Origin of the sequence: Serratia ureilytica (assembly GCF_017309605.1) — a bacterium.
Taxonomy (GTDB): Bacteria; Pseudomonadota; Gammaproteobacteria; order Enterobacterales; family Enterobacteriaceae; genus Serratia; species Serratia ureilytica.
Map to the genome: position 1 here is coordinate 4312550 of NZ_CP071320.1, position 19419 is coordinate 4331968.

At 60.5% G+C, this 19419-nt stretch carries 15 protein-coding genes and 1 riboswitch; of the genes, 10 read left to right on the forward strand and 5 right to left on the reverse strand.

Annotated elements, in window-relative coordinates; all coding sequences use genetic code 11:
- Positions 1 to 225 precede the first annotated feature (225 nt).
- Together J0X03_RS20450 and leuO are read right to left on the reverse strand one after the other, a co-directional pair.
- Positions 226 to 2034 (reverse strand): AMP-dependent synthetase/ligase, encoded by a 1809-nt coding sequence (locus tag J0X03_RS20450; protein WP_160203965.1) that lies wholly within the window; start codon positions 2032 to 2034, stop codon positions 226 to 228.
- 465 nt (positions 2035 to 2499) lie between these two features.
- Positions 2500 to 3447, reverse strand: a complete 948-nt coding sequence (gene leuO / locus J0X03_RS20455; RefSeq protein WP_033641849.1) for a transcriptional regulator LeuO — start codon at positions 3445 to 3447, stop codon at positions 2500 to 2502.
- Between the two features lie 872 nt (positions 3448 to 4319).
- Between leuO and leuA the strand changes: the two genes are divergently transcribed.
- Genes leuA through leuD form a run of 4 tightly spaced genes read left to right on the forward strand, consistent with a single transcriptional unit; the run spans position 4320 to position 9002 of the window.
- Positions 4320 to 5894, forward strand: a complete 1575-nt coding sequence (gene leuA, locus J0X03_RS20465; protein ID WP_033641848.1) for a 2-isopropylmalate synthase — start codon at positions 4320 to 4322, stop codon at positions 5892 to 5894.
- 2 nt (positions 5895 to 5896) lie between these two features.
- The gene (gene leuB / locus J0X03_RS20470) at positions 5897 to 6988 is read left to right on the forward strand and encodes a 3-isopropylmalate dehydrogenase (protein ID WP_025159635.1); all 1092 of its coding nucleotides are present in this window, start codon (positions 5897 to 5899) and stop codon (positions 6986 to 6988) included.
- Between the two features lies 1 nt (position 6989).
- A complete protein-coding gene (leuC, locus tag J0X03_RS20475) occupies positions 6990 to 8390 on the forward strand; it encodes a 3-isopropylmalate dehydratase large subunit (protein WP_160203964.1) in 1401 nt (466 codons plus the stop codon).
- A gap of 9 nt (positions 8391 to 8399) precedes the next feature.
- Positions 8400 to 9002: a 3-isopropylmalate dehydratase small subunit gene (gene leuD, locus J0X03_RS20480; protein WP_025159634.1), complete on the forward strand. Its 603-nt coding sequence runs from the start codon at positions 8400 to 8402 to the stop codon at positions 9000 to 9002.
- Positions 9003 to 9039: 37 nt separating this feature from the next.
- Here the strand turns inward: leuD and J0X03_RS20485 are convergent, their stop codons facing one another.
- From J0X03_RS20485 to sgrT, 3 genes are all read right to left on the reverse strand, one after another.
- Positions 9040 to 10512 (reverse strand): DASS family sodium-coupled anion symporter, encoded by a 1473-nt coding sequence (locus J0X03_RS20485; RefSeq protein WP_047572680.1) that lies wholly within the window; start codon positions 10510 to 10512, stop codon positions 9040 to 9042.
- A 144-nt stretch (positions 10513 to 10656) separates the two neighbouring features.
- Positions 10657 to 11853 carry a sugar efflux transporter gene (locus J0X03_RS20490; RefSeq protein WP_033641845.1) on the reverse strand — a complete coding sequence of 399 codons (1197 nt, stop codon included), beginning with the start codon at positions 11851 to 11853 and terminating at the stop codon, positions 10657 to 10659.
- Positions 11854 to 12009: 156 nt separating this feature from the next.
- The gene (gene sgrT / locus J0X03_RS20495) at positions 12010 to 12183 is read right to left on the reverse strand and encodes a glucose uptake inhibitor SgrT (protein ID WP_071845093.1); all 174 of its coding nucleotides are present in this window, start codon (positions 12181 to 12183) and stop codon (positions 12010 to 12012) included.
- Positions 12184 to 12273: 90 nt separating this feature from the next.
- Here sgrT and sgrR point away from each other — a divergent pair, with 90 nt between their 5' ends.
- The 6 genes from sgrR (at position 12274) to ilvB (ending at position 19417) form a co-directional block, all read left to right on the forward strand.
- Positions 12274 to 13935 (forward strand): HTH-type transcriptional regulator SgrR, encoded by a 1662-nt coding sequence (gene sgrR / locus J0X03_RS20500; RefSeq protein ID WP_033641844.1) that lies wholly within the window; start codon positions 12274 to 12276, stop codon positions 13933 to 13935.
- A 37-nt stretch (positions 13936 to 13972) separates the two neighbouring features.
- Positions 13973 to 14091, forward strand: a riboswitch (TPP riboswitch).
- Between the two features lie 57 nt (positions 14092 to 14148).
- Positions 14149 to 15135: a thiamine ABC transporter substrate binding subunit gene (gene thiB / locus J0X03_RS20505; RefSeq protein WP_042783680.1), complete on the forward strand. Its 987-nt coding sequence runs from the start codon at positions 14149 to 14151 to the stop codon at positions 15133 to 15135.
- Positions 15111 to 16718, forward strand: a complete 1608-nt coding sequence (gene thiP, locus J0X03_RS20510) for a thiamine/thiamine pyrophosphate ABC transporter permease ThiP (RefSeq protein ID WP_089196583.1) — start codon at positions 15111 to 15113, stop codon at positions 16716 to 16718. The genes thiB and thiP overlap by 25 nt, the downstream gene beginning before the upstream one ends.
- Positions 16705 to 17409 carry a thiamine ABC transporter ATP-binding protein ThiQ gene (gene thiQ, locus J0X03_RS20515; RefSeq protein ID WP_046688226.1) on the forward strand — a complete coding sequence of 235 codons (705 nt, stop codon included), beginning with the start codon at positions 16705 to 16707 and terminating at the stop codon, positions 17407 to 17409. Before thiP ends, thiQ begins: the two co-directional genes overlap by 14 nt.
- An 88-nt stretch (positions 17410 to 17497) precedes the next feature.
- The gene (ivbL, locus tag J0X03_RS20520; RefSeq protein ID WP_154747116.1) at positions 17498 to 17611 is read left to right on the forward strand and encodes an ilvB operon leader peptide IvbL; all 114 of its coding nucleotides are present in this window, start codon (positions 17498 to 17500) and stop codon (positions 17609 to 17611) included.
- 111 nt (positions 17612 to 17722) lie between these two features.
- Positions 17723 to 19417 carry an acetolactate synthase large subunit gene (gene ilvB / locus J0X03_RS20525; protein WP_033641840.1) on the forward strand — a complete coding sequence of 565 codons (1695 nt, stop codon included), beginning with the start codon at positions 17723 to 17725 and terminating at the stop codon, positions 19415 to 19417.
- Positions 19418 to 19419 lie beyond the last annotated feature (2 nt).

The window sequence follows — 19419 nt, forward strand, 5'->3', positions numbered from 1 at the left end:
TATCGAATTAACATAACGTCAGAATATGGGGCAGGCAAACGGCAAAATGGCTTAACGACGGCGGGGTTATTGCCAAGCGGCTGGAGATCGCGACTTTATAAAAACAATGCGCTAGCCCCAGGGGCGTCAGGCTAGGCATTGTTTCGAACAGAGGGAAAATTACAGAACTAAATCAGGCGAAGAATATGCCGTTTTTTTCGCCGAACGCGCGGTCCGGCGGCGGCCTCAGCCCTGTTCCTGATACATGGAGTCGATTTCACGCTGATAGCGCTGCAGGATCACTTTGCGGCGCAGCTTCAGCGTTGGCGTCAGCTCCCCCAGCTCCATGGAAAAGGCCGCCGGCAGCAGCGTGAACTTCTTCACCTGCTCGAAGCGCGCCAGCTCCTTTTGCATCTCGCGCAGACGCTTTTCGAACATCTCGAGGATTTCACCGTTGCGCAGCAGCTCCAGGCGATCCTGATACTTCAGGTTGACTGACTTCGCGTACTCTTCCAGCGACTCAAAGCACGGCACGATCAGCGCGGAAACGAACTTGCGCGCATCGGCGATGATCGCCACCTGCTCGATAAAGCGGTCCTGCGCCAGCGTGCCTTCCAGCATCTGCGGCGCGATGTATTTGCCGCCGGAGGTTTTCATCAAATCCTTAAGGCGCTCGGTGATGAACAGATTGCCCTCTTCATCGATCGCCCCGGCATCGCCGGTTTTCAGCCAGCCGTCTGCGGTAAAGGTCGCGGCGGTTTCCAACGGTTTGTTGAAATAGCCGCGCATCACGATCGGCCCGCGCACCTGGATTTCATTTTCTTCACCGATGCGCACCTCGACCTCCGGCAGCGGTTTGCCGATAGAGCCGAAGCGGAAATGCCCTTCTTCCCAGCAGGACACGGTCGCACAGGTTTCGGTCATGCCATAGCCGTACTTGATATTGACGCCCATCGCCTGGAAAAACAGGATCACATTGTCATCCAGCTTGGCGCCCGCCGCCGGCAGGAAGCGCACCCGGCCGCCGAGGATGCCGCGCAGCTTGCTCAATACCAGCTTGTCGGCCCAGCGATGAGAGAGTTCGAACAGTTTACCCAACGGTTTGCCGGCCCGCTCCTGAAGGAACTTGCGCTCCCCGCAGACGATCGCCCAGTGGAACAGCGCGCGGCGCAGCCAAGGCGCGCGCGCCACTTTTTCATGCACCGCGCTGAAAATCTTCTCGTAGAAACGCGGTACCGCGCACATCAGCGTCGGGCGAACCTGCCCCATCGCTTCCCGCACCCAGTCGGTGTTCGGCAGGAAGACGTTCTGCGCGCCGGAATGCATGACAAAGAAGCTCCAGGCACGCTCGAACACATGCGACAGCGGCAGGAAACTGAGCGACACATCCTCTTCGCCGACCGTCAGTCTCTCATCATGCAGGTAGAGCTGCGCCGCCAGGTTGCGGTAATCCAGCATCACCCCTTTGGGCTCGCCGGTGGTGCCCGAGGTATAGATCAGGGTGAAGAGGTCCTGCAGGTCGCACTCTTCAATGCGCTGCCGACGTTGAGCGATAAAAGCCGTCGGATCGGCGGCATGCTCGAAGGCGCTCAGGTGTCGCGCTATCTCGCAGCCGCGCAGGTAGGCATCTTGGTCAAACACGATAATATGGCGCAGCTGTGGGCAAACGCCGCGCAGCGCGATGGCCGCGTCCAACTGCGCCTGTTCGCCGACGAACAGTATGCGAATGTCGGCGTCGTTGATGACGAAGGCCGCCTGCGCCGGCGTATTGGTGGAATAGAGCGGCACGCTGACGCCGCGCAGGTGGAGAATCGCGAGATCGGCCAGCGACCAGGCCATGCCGTTATTGGCGAAAATGCCGATGCGCTCTTGCACTTCGGCCCCCAGGGCCAACAGCCCGGCGGCAATGCGATCGATGCGAACGGCGGCCTCTTCCCAGATCAGTTGAAACTCGCCGTTGGGCGACCATTGGCGAAAAGCTGTGCGATCGGCTCGGTGGGTGATTTGATGCTGTATACGATGGATCAAATGGTATTGCAGCAGATTAGTGATCATAGTGCTCTAAGCCTGAAATGAATCATACAGTTAAGCCTGAACGACGCCTTACGGCCCTCATCTCAGCTTACACGTGTTTACTTTTTTCCGCGCAGTCTACCTACTCTCAGGCAGGGGGAAAAGCGATTTCAGCGTAGAAGTGTGAGCCAAAACTCAGGCCGGCTTTCGCGCTTTCATGGGTTGGACAGAACGGGAAGGAAAAGGTTTGCTGGCGGCAATAAAACGCGGCCCATCCGGGCCGCCGCATCGAGTTAGTTAAAAATACCAGTCGTAAAGTAAAAATCAGAATATTAATTTATATTAATTATTTTTGGTAAACGAACCAACTCACCCTGAAAATAAGTTATTTAATCGCCGCAAAACCAAGAAACATCTTAATAAAAACCCAGATAGTTCTTAGTTTTTATCATGAGAAAAAAACGCTCAGTTGAATATTATCTTTATATATCCCCATTTTTTATCGCTTTACTTTGGGTTACCCGCCTCAATCAGGACGGACTTCATCCACTGGTGCCCTTTATCCCGTTCGGAGGATTCATGCCAGGAAAGATAGCAGGTCGCTTTATTGTGATTGGCGCACAAAGGAACCGCCTTTATTTTCAACGCCTCCGTCTGTTGCCGCACCAACCAGGCGGGCGCAATCGCCACCATTTCCGTTTGCGACACCATATTCAACACGCTGTAGAGGTCCGTGCACTGTTGTGTCACGGCGCGCAGCATCGGCTCCTCTAAATAGAAAGGTTTACTGAACGATCCAAAACTTTCCAGGGAAACCGCCGCATGCTGTTCGGCCAACATGTGTTCCGGCGTCACCTCCTCCCCTATTCGCGGGTGCGCCTGCGCAACCGCCAGCACTAATTCGTCGTCGAACATCGCCAGGCTGCGAAACTCCGCCGACTCGAAACGGCTGTAGCCGATGACAAATTCGACGTCCTGATAACGCAATTGATGTTCAATATTATTGTTAATGTATGACTTTATTTGCAGGTTAAGCTGCGGCGCTATCTGTTTGACGTGATTGATTATCCCGGCGCCCAGACGCAAATCGAGCGGGCTGCACAGGGACAGGGAGAACGCTCGCGTGCTGGTCAGCGGCTCAAACTCAGATCCCGGCAACTCATTTTGCACCAGCTGCAGCGCTTGCCGCACCGGCCCGAACAGCTGCCTGGCCCGCATGGTGGGCTGGATCCCGCGCCCGCAGCGCACGAACAGCTCGTCGTTGAACATCACCTTCAGACGCGCTACCGCGTTGCTCACCGCCGGCTGCGACATCCCTAACGAATTAGCAGCTCGCGTAATATTTTGCATTTGCATCACGGCGTCAAACACCGTCAGCAAATTAAGATCGACGCTGCGCAAATGGATGTCCGCCGGCTCTTTGACCATGGCGATTTCTGAATCATATTCAGCCATATTTCACTCCACTAAATCCTGTGTAGATAATCTAATCCTTATGCTCGACAAACAATGAAACGCCGCATTGTCTTATCTTTGCACGACAAATCCTGCCATTACCGTCTTCAGCCGATAAAAAACCTCGTGTTATCGACACGATTTAAGTCGTATATGGAATGCATATCAGTCACTTCTACCGTCAGCAGGAAGAATGCCACCTGGGTGGTACTAATAATTAGGTATTAACAATGATTAATACAATTAAACAACGTAACCCCACTGTATGAGACAAACTATAAAAACACATCATAAGCAATCAAACCATCTAAAAACATCAATCGCTTTGTGTAAAATCGCATTATTTTGTTATATTATGACTAAAACAATCAATTAATCATATGAATTCAATTTAAATCATTCGCATTAAAAATGTTATTTTGTTTCCTCCCGTGATTAATCCTCCTTATTTTTTCATCACAAATCTTAACCCAACAAAATCCAGAAGCAATTAGCGCAGTATATATTCGATTCGTTTATGCTAAGCAGCACGCAAACTGCTCCCATTTTTTCTCTATAGCGCTGCATTTTTACCGAATGATCCTCTGTTTGGACGCATAGCCGGTGCATTGTCCCCGCATTCAATCAGGTGTTGACATCGCCAGGCCAATCACGTATCAAATTAGGCAGACACCCAATTTAAGAGAAGCTGAACCATTATGATCCGTACTCACCGTCTACTAGGCCTACTACTCAACGCATCTTGTTTGCGCGGTATGCCTGTGGACGAAGTTCGGAGCTGACTCAGCCGATCACCCATAAGAAACCCGCGCTACTGCGCGGGTTTTTTTTTGCCCGCTTAGCGTGAAATCAACACGATAAGGAATGCACCGATGAGCCAACAAGTCATTATTTTCGATACCACGCTGCGTGATGGCGAACAGGCATTGCAGGCCAGCCTGAGCGTAAAAGAGAAGATTCAGATTGCGCTGGCGCTGGAAAGAATGGGCGTTGACGTGATGGAAGTCGGCTTCCCGGTCTCTTCGCCGGGCGATTTCGAATCGGTGCAAACCATCGCTCGCCAGATCAAGAACAGTCGCGTCTGCGGCCTGGCCCGCTGCGTGGACAAAGACATCGACGTGGCCGCCGAAGCGTTGCGCGTCGCTGAAGCTTTCCGTATCCACGTGTTCCTGGCCACCTCCACCCTGCACATCGAATCGAAGCTGAAGCGCTCGTTCGACGAAGTGTTGGAGATGGCAGTGCGCTCGGTCAAACGCGCCCGCAACTATACCGACGACGTGGAATTCTCCTGCGAAGACGCCGGCCGCACGCCGATCGACAATCTGTGCCGCGTGGTCGAAGCCGCCATCAACGCCGGCGCCACCACCATCAATATTCCGGATACCGTCGGCTACACCACGCCAAACCAGTTCGGCGGCATCATCACCACCTTGTATGACCGCGTGCCGAACATCGACAAAGCCATCATCTCCGTACACTGCCACGACGATTTGGGCATGGCAGTCGGCAACTCCATTGCCGCGGTCCAGGCCGGCGCCCGTCAGGTGGAAGGCACCCTGAACGGCATCGGTGAGCGCGCCGGCAACTGTTCGCTGGAAGAGGTGATCATGGCGATTAAGGTGCGCCAGGACATCATGAACGTGCACACCAACATCAATCATCAGGAAATCTTCCGCACCAGCCAGATCGTCAGCCAGCTGTGCAACATGCCGATCCCGGCCAACAAGGCGATCGTCGGCGCCAACGCCTTCGCCCACTCCTCCGGCATTCACCAGGACGGCGTGCTGAAGAACCGCGAAAACTACGAAATCATGACCCCGCAGTCGATCGGCCTGAAAGACGTGCAGTTGAACCTGACTTCCCGCTCCGGCCGCGCGGCGGTGAAACACCGCATGGAAGAGATGGGCTACCAGGAGCAGGACTACAACCTGGATACCCTGTACGCCGCCTTCCTGAAGCTGGCCGACAAAAAAGGCCAGGTGTTCGACTATGACCTGGAGGCGCTGGCCTTCATCAACAAACAACAGGAAGAACCGGAACACTTCAGCCTGGGTTACTTCAGCGTGCAGTCCGGCAGCAGCATCATGGCCACCGCCTCGGTGAAACTGATCTGCGGCGGCGAAGAGAAAGCCGAAGCCGCCACCGGCAACGGCCCGGTCGATGCGGTCTATCAGGCGATCAATCGCATCACCGATTACCCGATCGAACTGGTGAAGTACCAGTTGACCGCCAAAGGCCATGGGCGCGATGCGCTGGGCCAGGTGGATATCGTCGTCTCTTATAACGGCCGTCGTTTCCATGGCGTGGGTCTGGCGACCGACATCGTCGAATCCTCCGCCAAGGCGATGGTGCACGTGTTGAACAATATTTGGCGCTCACAGCAGGTAGAAAAAGAAAAACAGCGTCTGCAGCAAAACAAACATCAAAATAATCAGGAAACGGTGTGAACATGACGAAGACTTATCACATTGCCGTCTTGCCCGGAGACGGTATCGGCCCGGAAGTAATGGCTCAGGCGCGCAAAGTGTTGGACGCGGTGCGTCAACGCTTTGACATTCGCATCACCACCGCCGAGTACGACGTCGGCGGCATCGCCATCGATCGCCACGGCAGCCCGTTGCCGGCGGCGACCGTCGCCGGCTGCGAGCAGGCCGACGCCATCCTGTTCGGTTCGGTGGGCGGCCCGAAATGGGAACACCTGCCGCCGGCCGAGCAGCCGGAACGCGGCGCGCTGTTGCCACTGCGCAAGCACTTCAAACTGTTCAGCAACCTGCGCCCGGCCCGCCTGTATCAAGGGTTGGAGGCGTTCTGCCCGCTGCGCGCCGATATCGCCGCCCGCGGCTTCGACATTCTGTGCGTGCGCGAACTGACCGGCGGCATCTATTTCGGCCAGCCGAAGGGCCGCGAAGGCCAGGGCATGCAGGAGCGCGCCTTCGACACCGAGGTGTATCACCGTTTCGAGATTGAACGCATCGCGCGCATCGCCTTCGAATCCGCCCGCAAGCGCCGCCACAAGGTGACGTCGATCGACAAGGCCAACGTGCTGCAAAGCTCCATCTTGTGGCGTGAAGTGGTCAATCAGGTCGCCAAGGATTACCCGGACGTGTCGCTGTCGCACATGTATATCGACAACGCCACCATGCAGCTGATCAAGGATCCGTCCCAGTTCGACGTGCTGCTGTGTTCCAACCTGTTCGGCGACATCCTGTCCGACGAGTGCGCGATGATTACCGGCTCGATGGGCATGCTGCCGTCCGCCAGCCTGAACGAGCAAGGCTTCGGCCTGTACGAACCGGCGGGCGGTTCCGCGCCGGATATCGCCGGCAAAGGCATCGCCAACCCGATTGCGCAGATCCTGTCCGCCACCCTGCTGCTGCGTTACAGCCTGGGCGCCGATGAAGCGGCCGACGCCGTAGAGCGCGCCATCAACCAGGCGTTGGAACAGGGCTACCGCACCGCCGATCTGGCCGGTGACGGCAAAGCCGTCAGCACCGATGAAATGGGCGACATCATCGCTCGCTTTGTAGCTCAGGGGGCATAACATGGCCAAGACCTTATACCAGAAATTGTACGACGCCCACGTGGTGCACGAAGCGCCGGACGAGACGCCGTTGCTGTATATCGACCGTCACCTGGTGCACGAAGTCACGTCGCCGCAGGCGTTCGACGGCCTGCGCGCCATGGGCCGGAAGGTGCGCCAGCCCGGCAAAACCTTCGCCACCATGGATCACAACGTGTCGACCCAGACCAAAGACATCAACGCCAGCGGCGAGATGGCGCGCATCCAGATGCAGGAGCTGATCAAGAACTGCGCGGAATTCGGCGTTTCGCTGTATGACCTGAACCACCCGTTCCAGGGCATCGTGCACGTGATCGGGCCGGAGCAAGGCATGACGCTGCCGGGCATGACCATCGTCTGCGGCGATTCACACACCGCGACCCACGGCGCCTTCGGCTCGCTGGCGTTCGGCATCGGCACCTCCGAAGTGGAGCACGTGCTGGCGACCCAGACCCTGAAGCAGGGCCGGGCCAAAACCATGAAGATTGAGGTCACCGGCGATGCCGCCGAGGGCATTACCGCCAAAGACATCGTGCTGGCGGTGATCGGCAAAACCGGCAGCGCCGGCGGCACCGGCCACGTGGTGGAGTTCTGCGGCAAGGCGATCGAGGCATTGAGCATGGAAGGCCGCATGACCCTGTGCAACATGGCGATCGAAATGGGCGCCAAAGCCGGGTTGGTCGCGCCGGACGACACCACCTTCGCCTACCTGAAGGGGCGTCAGTTCGCGCCGACCGGTGAAAACTGGGAGCAGGCGGTCGCTTACTGGCGCACGCTGAAGTCCGACGCCGACGCCCAGTTCGATACCGTGGTGACGCTGCGCGCCGAAGAGATCGCGCCGCAGGTCACCTGGGGCACCAACCCTGGCCAGGTGATCGCCGTCAATCAGGCGATCCCGGCGCCGGAATCGTTTAACGATCCGGTTGAGCGCGCCTCCGCCGAGAAAGCGCTGGCCTACATGGATTTGAAGCCGGGCATCAAATTGACCGAAGTGCCGATCGACAAAGTGTTCATCGGTTCCTGCACCAACTCGCGCATCGAAGATCTGCGTGCGGCGGCGGCGATCGCCAAGGGGCGCAAGGTCGCCAACGGCGTGCAGGCCATCGTGGTGCCGGGCTCCGGCCCGGTGAAGGCCCAGGCGGAAGCCGAAGGGTTGGACAAAATCTTTATTGAAGCCGGTTTCGAATGGCGCTTGCCGGGTTGCTCGATGTGCCTGGCGATGAACAACGACCGTCTGAATCCGGGCGAGCGCTGCGCGTCCACCAGCAACCGTAACTTCGAAGGGCGCCAGGGCCGCGGTGGGCGCACCCACCTGGTCAGCCCGGCAATGGCCGCCGCGGCCGCCGTCGCCGGTCACTTCGCTGACATCCGTGATATTCACTAAGGGGCTAACGTGGCTAAATTTACTCAACATACCGGCTTAGTGGTGCCTTTGGATGCGGCCAACGTCGACACCGACGCCATTATTCCCAAGCAGTTTTTACAGAAGGTGACCCGTACCGGTTTCGGCCAGCACCTGTTCAACGACTGGCGCTTCCTCGACGATGCCGGCCAGCAACCCAACCCGGAGTTCGTGCTGAACAAACCGCGCTATAAAGGCGCCAGCATCCTGTTGGCGCGGGAGAACTTCGGCTGCGGCTCCTCGCGCGAACACGCCCCATGGGCGCTGACCGACTACGGTTTCAAAGTGGTGATCGCGCCGAGCTTCGCCGATATCTTCTACGGCAACTCGTTTAACAACCAGCTGTTGCCGGTCACGCTGAGCGAGCAGCAGGTGGACGAGCTGTTCAAACTGGTGGACGCCAATGAAGGTACGGAGTTCGTGGTGGATCTGGAGAACCAGACGGTCAACGCCGGTGGCAAAAGCTATCCGTTCGAAATAGACAGCTTCCGCCGCCACTGCATGATCAACGGGCTGGACAGCATCGGCCTGACGCTGCAGCATGAAGCGGACATCTCCCGCTACGAAGCGCAGCAGCCGGCGTTTCTGAATTAATCCCCTTCACCCGCCGCCCGGCGGGTGAATTTTTTCCTCACCAGTAGCCCAGCAGCTTCCACCATGCGCCACCGATCACTATCCAGATCAGTAGGTTAACCACGCTCATCACCCATCCCGCTTTCCACCACTCCCCCAACGTCACATAGCCGGAGCCAAAGATGATCGGCGCGGTGCCGGTCCCGTAATGCGTCAGCGACATCATCAGCGAAGAAGAGAACGCCAGGATCAGGCCCAGCAGCGCCGGCGGCGCGCCGAGCGCGATGCCGGCAGCGAAGAAGGCGGCGAACATCGCCGTTACGTGCGCAGTGGTGCTGGCGAAGAAATAGTGAGAATACAGATAAATGATGGTCAGCAAGATCGTGCCGCCCACCCAACTCATGCCCATATGGTCGATGCCGTTGCCGACGGTCTGCGACAGCCAGCCGATCAGCCCCAGCTTGCCGAGGAAACTGGCCATCATCACCAGCGCCGAGAACCACACGACGGTATCCCAGGCCCCTTTATGCTTCAGCACATCCTCCCAGCTCAGCACCCCGGTAGCCAGCAGCACCGCCAGGCCGATCAGCGCCGCGGTGGTAGGATTGACCGCCAGCGCCGGGCCGAAAATCATCGCCGGAATGCCGGCCCACAGTACCAACAGCAGCGCGAACACCGCGAGAGTAATTTTCTCCGGCAGCGTCACCGGCCCCAGCGCCTGCAGCTTTTCGCAGGCAAAACGCGGCGCGTCCGGGGTGCTTTTCACCTCCGGCGGGTACAGCAGATAAATGACCAGCGGCATCACGATCAGCGAACACAGCCCCGGCACCAGGGCGGCAATCGCCCACATCGACCAGGACAGTTCGAAGCTGCCGTGGGTGCCTTTGGCGATCAGGCTGACAATCAGCGGGTTAGGCGCCGTGGCGGTGATAAACATCGCCGAGGTGACCGGGTTAATGTTGTAGTTCACCAGCGACAGATAGCGGCCGATCTTGCCGGAGGTATTGAGCTCGGGTTTGGAACCAAAGCTGTCGGCGATCGATTTCATGATCGGGTGAATGATGCCGCCGCCGCGCGCGGTGTTGCTCGGCGTCACCGGCGCCAGGGTGGTTTCCGCCAACGTCAATGCATAGGCGATGCCGAGCGTTTTTTTACCGAACAGCGAGATAAAGTAGTAGCCGATGCGCGCGCCCAGCCCGGTTTTGTTCAGGCTGAGGGAGATCATGATAGAAAAGCCGATCAGCCAGATCAGCTGGTTGGAAAAACCGCTGAGCGCGTCGTCCAGCGCGGCGCCCGGCTTGCCGGGGTTGGTGACGCCGGTCACCGCCACCAGGGCGATGGCAATCACCGAGACCGCGCCGATCGGCATCGCCTTGCCGATGATGGCGATGATGGTGCCGATAAACAGCGCCAGCAGCTGCCAGGCGTTGGGCGCAACGCCCTCCGGCACGGGAATGAGGAACCAGATGATCAGCGTGGCGGCAAGGGCGCACAGGGAAGGAAGCGGTTTGAGCGGTGTGAGTTTATCCATAACGTTCCCACTGTTCTAAACAACAAGGCGGCATCTCAATAGCGAGACGGGCGTGGACGCAACGATCGCGCTCCATATGCCTTCAGCTTGGGCGTCCGCTTCAGCCTTCTCAATGACTTGCATCAAGAATGCCGTCGTTTGACCTCACACTTCACGCACTTTGGCGCTCATCCAGAGCGCCGCCAGCGCCAGCAGCGCCGCCATCCAATACACCGAGCCATGACCGAGGTTCTCCACCAGCGCGCCCTGCAGCACCCCGGCCAGGATCACCCCGGTCGAAATGCTGTTGGTGAACAGCGTGGTGGCGGCGCCCGGTCGGCCCGGCATCAAATCTTGAAAATAGAGCATGCCGATACCGGCGACGATGCCGATAAACACCGCGTTGAGCAGTTGCAACGCGATCAGGGTCGGCTTGGTCGCCAGCACCGTCAGCCCGAGGTAAAACAGCACGCCCGCCGCCACCGCCAGCAGCATCATGTTGCGCTTGCCGAAACGTTTGACGTAGTAACCGGCCAGCAGCATCGCCGGGATCTCCAGCCCGGCAGCGGTGCCCATCAGCACCCCGGCCAGCCCCTCAGGCAGGCCGAGATCGGCGGTAATATACAGCGGCATGTCGATGATATACATGGTGTTGCAGGTCCACATCAGCATCGAGGCGATAAACAGCAGACGCACGTCGCGATTGCGCCAGGCGCTGGCGGGCGCAATCGGCGCGGAAGCACCGTCCCGCAGCCCGTCGCCGTCCGCCGCGCGCGGCACCGAAGGCAGCATGAACCCGACCAGCAGCACGCAGATGGCGAAGGTGGCGGCGGCGATCAGGAACATCACGGTAAAGCCGTAATTCAGCGCCAGCGCAAACGACAGCGGCGGGCCGATAACCCACGCCAGCGAAAGCTGGGCGCGCATCACCGAACTGAACATCACCACTTCACGCGCCTCGCTGTCGGCGTATTCCCGCGCCAGCGCGAAGATCTGCGGCATGGCGGTGTTGGCAACGGCGGACATCAACACCCCGGCGGTGATCAGCGTCAGGTAGTCGCGGTTGAAAGCGAACAGCAGGCAGTTGCCGACCGCCATCAGGCAGCACAGCAGGATCAGCCTGCGCCGATCGCCGCGGGTGTCGGAACGTTTAGCCAGCAGGAAGCTGACGACGATGCCGGCCACCGCGTTGGCGGTGTAAAACAACCCGACCCACAGCGGCCGCACCTTAACTTCGGTGGTCAGAAACAGGCTGAGCGTCGGCGTCAGCAACGCGCCGGCGATGCCGGAGAGAAAAGCGATCAGCAGGAAGGCGGCAAAGATGGGGTTGATGCGCAGTGATAACCGTCTCAGGCGTTCCATATCCTCTTCCCTGATCCCAAAGCAGAAGCAAAAACCTTAGGTCACGGCGAGGAAAATGCAAGTCCATCGCTCTAACCGCAAATAAAAAAACCAGTGGGGCGACCCACTGGCTGGTGAAACAGCACCATTACTCAGAAACTTTTATGCCGCAGCGCCTTACAGGTGCTCGCGATACTGCTTGTCGCTCATCTCTTTGATATCCCATTGCGTCAGGTGCGCCAATATTGCCAGCCGCGCCTGCTCGGGCACCACGTTCAGCCAGTCAGCGTGCTGCCGACGCACCGCGCTGAAATAGCGCTGATAGAACGATTTGGATAAGAAAGCTTTCATGATTACGCCCTCCCCTTTCATTGATGAAAATTATCGGCGTAATATAGGGAAAGAAAAATTGACGAGTTGAGACAGGAGTGTTCCTCTTTTATGTCCACGTCCAGATTGCAGCAGCAGTTCATCCGTCTGTGGCAGCGCTGCCACGGTGAAACCACCGACACCACGCTGCAGGCACTGGCGGAGGCGCTGAGCTGCTCGCGGCGCCACGTACGCTCCCTGTTGAGCGCTATGCAGCGGGAGGGCTGGCTCACCTGGCAGGCGGAGTCGGGACGCGGCAAGCGTTCGCGGCTAACCTTTCATTACACCGGCCTGGCGCTGCAGCAACAGCGGGCCGAGGAGCTGCTGGAGCAGGATCGCATCGATCAGTTGGTGCAGCTGGTGGGCGACAAAAACGTGGTGCGCCAAATGCTGCTGTCGCAGCTGGGGCGCAGCTTCCGTCAGGGGAAACATATCCTGCGGGTGCTCTACTATCGGCAGTTGTACAACCTGCTGCCCGGCTCGGCGCTGCGGCGTTCCGAGACCCATTTGGCGCGTCAGATCTTCAACGGCCTGACGCGCATAAATGAGGAAAACGGGGAACTCGAATCCGATCTGTCCCACCATTGGCAGGCGCTGACGCCGCTGCACTGGCGGTTTTACCTGCGCCCGGCGATCCATTTTCATCATGGCCGCGAGCTGGAGATGGCGGACGTCATCAGCTCGCTTTCGCGTCTGACCTCGCAACCGCTGTTCTCGCATATCGAAAGCGTCACCTCGCCGACGCCGTTCGTTGTCGACGTGCATCTGCGCAGCCCCGACCACTGGTTACCCTGGCTGCTGGGCAGCGTGCACGCCATGATCCTGCCGCGCGAATGGCGCGATCTGCCGGACTTCACCCGCCATCCGATCGGCACCGGCCCCTACCGCGTGGTGCGCAACCTTCCCAGCCAGATGAAGATCCACGCCTTCGATGACTATTTCGGCTACCGGGCGCTGATCGATGAGGTCAACATCTGGGTGCTGCCGGAGTTCTCCGAAGAACTGGTGCACTCCGGCGTACAGCTGCAGGGCGATGAAACCGGCAACAGCGAGCTGGAAAGCCGGCTGGAAGAAGGCTGCTACTTCCTGCTGTTCGATCAGCGCTCTCCCTTGGCGGCCGATCCCGCCATGCGCAGCTGGCTGTGCGAATTGATCAACCCCATTTCGCTGCTGAGCCACGCCGGGCCGCTCTACCAGCGCTATTGGTCGCCGGCGTACGGCCTGCTGCCGCGCTGGCACCACAACCGCGCGCTGGCGCAGCAGCCCAAACCGGCGGGGCTGACCGAACTGACGCTGACTCACTTCAATGAGCATTCGGAGTTCCACGCCATCCGCCAGGCGATCGAGCCGCTGCTGGCGCAGCACGGCATCCGCCTGATCGTGCAAAGCGTGGATTACGCGACCTGGCACCAGGGCGACGCGCGCAGCGATCTGTGGCTCGGCAGCGCCAACTTCTATCTACCGCTGGAGTTTTCGCTGTTCGCCACGCTGTACGAGCTGCCGCTGATGCAGCATTGCATGAGCGAGGACCTGGCGCAGGATGCGGCGCTGTGGCGCGCCAACCGTCTGCCGCTGGCAGAGTTCTGCCAGCGCCTGGTCAGCAATCACCAACTGCATCCGCTGTTCCACCACTGGCTGCAGTTGCACGGCCAGCGCAGCATGCGCGGCGTGCGAATGAACACCCTCGGCTGGTTCGACTTCAAATCCGCCTGGTTTGCCCCGCCGGAGGCATAAGCGCCTTTCGCCCAAGTCGGTTAATCTTTACAATAGCGCCGTCTCAACGGGGTGCGGAGAGTCGGGCCGCGTGATAAGCCCGATTTTCCGCTGAGAGCACACCCGTCGAACCTGATCCGGTCAATACCGGCGGAGGGATTTGAGCCCAGCGAACCGGCGACGCCGCCTCGCCCCCTCAGATGCCCTTGCCCCCTTATTTTTCAGGAGTGCAACGTGGTCAAAAAATATCTGCCCTGCTTATTGCTGCTGTGCGCCGCGCCGGTGTTCGCCAAGCCGACGCTGACGGTTTACACCTACGATTCCTTCGCCGCCGACTGGGGCCCAGGCCCGGCGGTGAAAAAAGCCTTCGAAGCCGAGTGCGACTGTGAGCTGAAGTTCGTGGCGCTGGAAGACGGCGTCTCACTGCTGAACCGCCTGCGCATGGAAGGCAAGAACAGCGCCGCCGACGTGGTGCTGGGGCTGGACAACAACCTGCTGCAGGCGGCGCAGCAAACCGGCCTGTTCGCGCCGAGCGGCGTGGACACCGCCAAACTGACGGTGCCGGGCGGCTGGCAGGACGCGACCTTCGTGCCTTACGACTACGGGTATTTCGCCTTCGTCTACGACAAGGAAAAACTGAAGAACCCGCCGAAAAGCCTGCAGGAGCTGGTCAGCAGCGATCGTGACTGGAAGGTGATCTACGAAGATCCGCGCACCAGCACGCCGGGCCTCGGCCTGCTGCTGTGGATGCAAAAAGTGTATGGCGACAAGGCGCCGGCCGCCTGGCAGCAGCTGGCGAAAAAGACCGTGACCGTCACCAAAGGCTGGAGCGAAGCCTACGGCCTGTTCCTGAAAGGCGAAGGCGATCTGGTGCTCAGCTACACCACCTCCCCCGCCTATCATCTGATCGCCGAGAAAAAAGACCGCTACGCCGCCGCCACGTTCAGCGAAGGCCACTACCTGCAGGTGGAAGTGGCCGGCAAACTGAAGGCCGCCAAACAGCCTGAGCTGGCGGAGCGTTTCATGCAGTTCATGGTGACGCCGGCATTCCAGAACACCATCCCGACCGGCAACTGGATGTACCCGGTGATCAACACCCCGCTGCCCGTCGGCTTTGAACAGATGAACGTGCCGCATACCGCGCTGCAATACAGCGCCGAAGAGGTGGCCACACAACGCGGCGGCTGGATCCGGGCATGGCAAACCGCCGTCAGCCGCTGATCCCCCGCTGGCTCTGGCCGGGGCTGCTGGCCGCCGGCATGATCCTGCTGGTCGCCGCGCTGGCGATGGGCTCGCTGTGGCGTCACTCGCCGGACAGCGGCTGGCGCGGCCTGTGGCAGGACAGCTACCTGTGGCACGTGGTGCGCTTCACTTTCCTGCAGGCGCTGCTGTCGGCGCTGATTTCGGTGCTGCCCGCCATTCTGCTGGCGCGCGCGCTCTATCGCCGCCGTTTCCCCGGCCGGCAGTTGCTGCTGCGACTGTGCGCCATGACGCTGGTGCTGCCGGTGCTGGTGGCGGTGTTCGGCCTGCTCAGCGTCTATGGGCGCCAGGGCTGGCTGGCGACGCTGTGCGGCTGGCTGGGCGTCGAGTATGATTTCTCGCCCTACGGGCTGCAGGGCATTCTGCTGGCGCACCTGTTCTTTAACCTGCCGCTGGCTACCCGCCTGTTGCTGCAGGCGCTGGAGAATATTCCGGTGGAACAGCGCCAGCTGGCCGCCCAGCTGGGCATGAACGGCTGGCAGCAGTTCCGCTTCGTCGAATGGCCGGCGCTGCGCCGCCAAATCCTGCCGAGCGGCGCGCTGATCTTCATGCTGTGCTTCGCCAGCTTCGCCACCGTGCTGTCACTGGGCGGCGGGCCGCAGGCCACCACCATCGAGCTGGCGATCTACCAGGCGTTGAGTTACGACTACGATCTGGGCCGCGCCGCCCTGCTGGCGCTGATCCAACTGGGCTGTTGTCTGGGGCTGGTGCTGATCAGCCAACGCCTGAGCCAGGCATTGCCGGTAGGGCATACCCACGCCCAGCGCTGGCGCAACCCGGAAGACAGCCTGTGGCGGCGCATCAGCGATTTTCTGCTGATCGCCGCCGCGCTGTTGCTGCTGCTGCCGCCTCTGCTGGCGGTGATCGCCGACGGCGCCAATCAGGCTATCATCAGCGTGCTGCGCCAGCCGGTGCTGTGGCAGGCGCTGTTCACGTCGCTGCGCATCGCCCTTGGCGCCGGAGCGCTGTGCGTGGCGCTCACGATGATGCTGCTGTGGAGCAGCCGCGAGCTGAAACTGCGGCAGCAGCTGCGCGGCGGCCAAGCGCTGGAGCTGAGCGGCATGGTGATCCTGGCGATGCCGGGCATCGTGCTGGCCACCGGGTTCTTCCTGCTGCTGAACGATACGATCGGGTTGCCGCAGTCGCCCTATGCGCTGGTGATCCTCACCAATGCGCTGATGGCGGTGCCCTATGCGCTGAAGGTGTTGGAGAACCCGATGCGCGACCTCGCCGAACGTTACAACCCGCTGTGCCTGTCGCTGGATATCCGCGGCTGGCGACGGCTGCGGCTGATTGAACTGCGCGCCCTGCGCCGCCCGCTGGCGCAGGCGCTGGCCTTCGCCTGCGTGCTGTCGATCGGCGATTTCGGCGTGGTCGCCTTGTTTGGCAACGAGCATTTCCGTACCCTGCCTTTTTACCTGTATCAGCAGATTGGCGCCTACCGCAGCCAGGACGGGGCGGTGACCGCGCTGCTGTTGCTGCTGCTGTGCTTCCTGCTGTTTACCCTGATTGAACGCTTACCGGGCCGCCATGCTGACGCTTGAAAAACTGACCTATCTGTATGAACACCTGCCGATGCGCTTTGATCTGCGCATCCAGCCGGGCGAGCGCGTCGCGGTGCTCGGCCCCAGCGGCGCCGGTAAAAGCACCCTGCTGAGCCTGATCGCCGGTTTTCTACCGGCGGCCAGCGGCCGGCTGCTGCTGAACGGCGAAGACCACACCGCCACGCCGCCGGCCAAACGGCCGGTGTCGATGCTGTTTCAGGAAAACAACCTGTTCGCGCACCTGACGGTGGCGCAGAACATCGGGTTGGGGTTGGATCCCGGTCTGCGCTTGACTGCGCAGCAACGTCAACAGCGAGAGCACATCGCCCGTCAGGTCGGCCTGGAAGAACACCTGGATCGCCTGCCGGCGCAGCTTTCCGGCGGTCAGCGTCAGCGCGCCGCGCTGGCGCGCTGTTTGATTCGCCGGCGGCCGATCCTGCTGCTCGACGAACCCTTCTCGGCGCTCGATCCGGCGCTGCGCAACGAGATGCTGCAGCTGCTGCAGACGGTGTGCGAACAGCGCGACCTGACGCTGCTGATGGTGTCGCACAACCTCGACGACGCCGCGCGCATCGCGCCGCGCACGCTGCTGGTGGTCGACGGCCGCATCTACTACGACGGCCCGACGCAGGCCCTGCTGGACGGCAGCGCACCGGAAGCGCGCGTGCTGGGCATTTCGGGTAAAGCGTGATCTGACGCGCGTTTTTTATGCTGCGCCAATAAACCTGTTGTGCGAATTTTGCGCCTGTGTTTTTATAAAAACCTGACTTTTTTTACTGATGATAAGGTTCCCTGTGATCGCATCCTCGCTGACTTCGACCCTACTAGTTACCGCGCTACCAGCCGCGGTGGTCGTCGTGCGTGTGGTGGTGGTCGTCGGCAATGCGCCGTAGGGTCCGAATCAACGCATCGATTCCAAAACCCCGCCGGCGCAAACCGGGCGGGGTTTCTTGTTTTAGCACCCTGCCCAGAAAAGCTCACCGGCCTTGAGAAAGGACAGGAACATGGCAACTTCGGGCACGCCTCAACCGGGCACCAGTTTCACCGGCGCACAATTGATCGTTCATCTGCTGGAGCGTCAGGGCATCACCACCGTCGCCGGCATCCCTGGCGGCGCCGCGCTGCCGCTGTATGACGCGCTGAGCCAAAGCACCCGCATTCACCACGTGCTGGCGCGCCACGAACAGGGCGCGGGCTTTATGGCGCAAGGCATGGCGCGCGCCAACGGCAAAGCGGCGGTGTGCATCGCCTCCAGCGGGCCGGGCGCCACCAACCTGGTCACCGCCATCGCCGACGCCAAGCTCGACTCCATTCCGCTGGTGTGCATCACCGGGCAGGTGCCTTCCTCAATGATCGGCACCGACGCCTTCCAGGAAGTGGACACCTACGGCATTTCCATCCCGATCACCAAGCACAACCATCTGGTGCGCGATATCCGCGAGCTGCCGCAGGTGATTGGCGACGCGTTCCGCATCGCCGAGTCCGGCCGTCCCGGCCCGGTCTGGATCGATGTGCCGAAAGACGTGCAGACCGCCACCATCACCCTGGAAGAGCTGCCGCCGATCGCCGTGCCGGACGCCGCCCCGAGCTTCGATCCGGCGCTGGTTTCGCAGGCCGCCGCGATGATCAATCAGGCGAAACGCCCCATCCTCTACCTGGGCGGCGGCATCATCTGCGCCGACGCTCACCGGCAGGCGCTGGAGCTGGCCGAGCGCGCCGGTCTGCCCACCACCATGACGCTGATGGCGCTGGGCGCGATGCCGGTGGAACACCCGCTGTCGCTGGGCATGCTGGGCATGCACGCCGCGCGCAGCACCAACTTCATTCTGCAGGAGGCCGATCTGCTGATCGTGCTGGGCGCGCGCTTCGACGATCGGGCGATCGGCAAAACCGAGCAGTTCTGCCCTAACGCCGCCATCATTCATGTGGATATCGACCGCGCCGAGCTGGGCAAGGTCAAACAGGCCAACGTGGCGATCCATGCCGACGTCGGCCAGGTGCTGCAACAGCTGCTGCCGCAGATCGACACGCAGCCGCGCAGCGCGTGGCTGAACACCGTCAACGATCTGAAGCGCGAATTCCCGTTCAACATGCCGAACGCCGACGATCCGCTGAGCCATTACGGCCTGGTGCTGGCCGCCGCGCGCTGCGTGGACGACAGCGCCATCATCACCACCGACGTGGGTCAGCATCAGATGTGGGTAGCGCAGGCCTATCCGCTGAGCCGGCCGCGCCAGTGGCTGACGTCGGGCGGCCTGGGCACCATGGGCTTCGGTCTGCCGGCGGCGATCGGCGCGGCGTTGGCGGAGCCCGAACGTAAAGTGCTGTGCTTCTCCGGCGACGGCAGCCTGATGATGAACATTCAGGAAATGGCCACCGCGGTCGAGCACGATCTGGACGTGAAAATCATTTTGATGAACAACCAGGCGCTGGGGCTGGTGCACCAACAGCAAACCCTGTTCTACCAACAGCGCATCTTCGCCGCCGCCTATCCGAAGCGTACCGACTTCCTGAAAATCGCCGCCGGATTCGGGCTGGATACCTGCGATCTGAACGCCGCGGAAGATCCTCAGGCGGCACTGGCTGAGGCGATCCAGCGCCCGGGTCCCTGCCTGATCCACGCGCTGATCGATATCAACGAAAAAGTGTTCCCGATGGTGCCGCCGGGCGCCGCCAACATCGACATGATTGGAGAATAAGC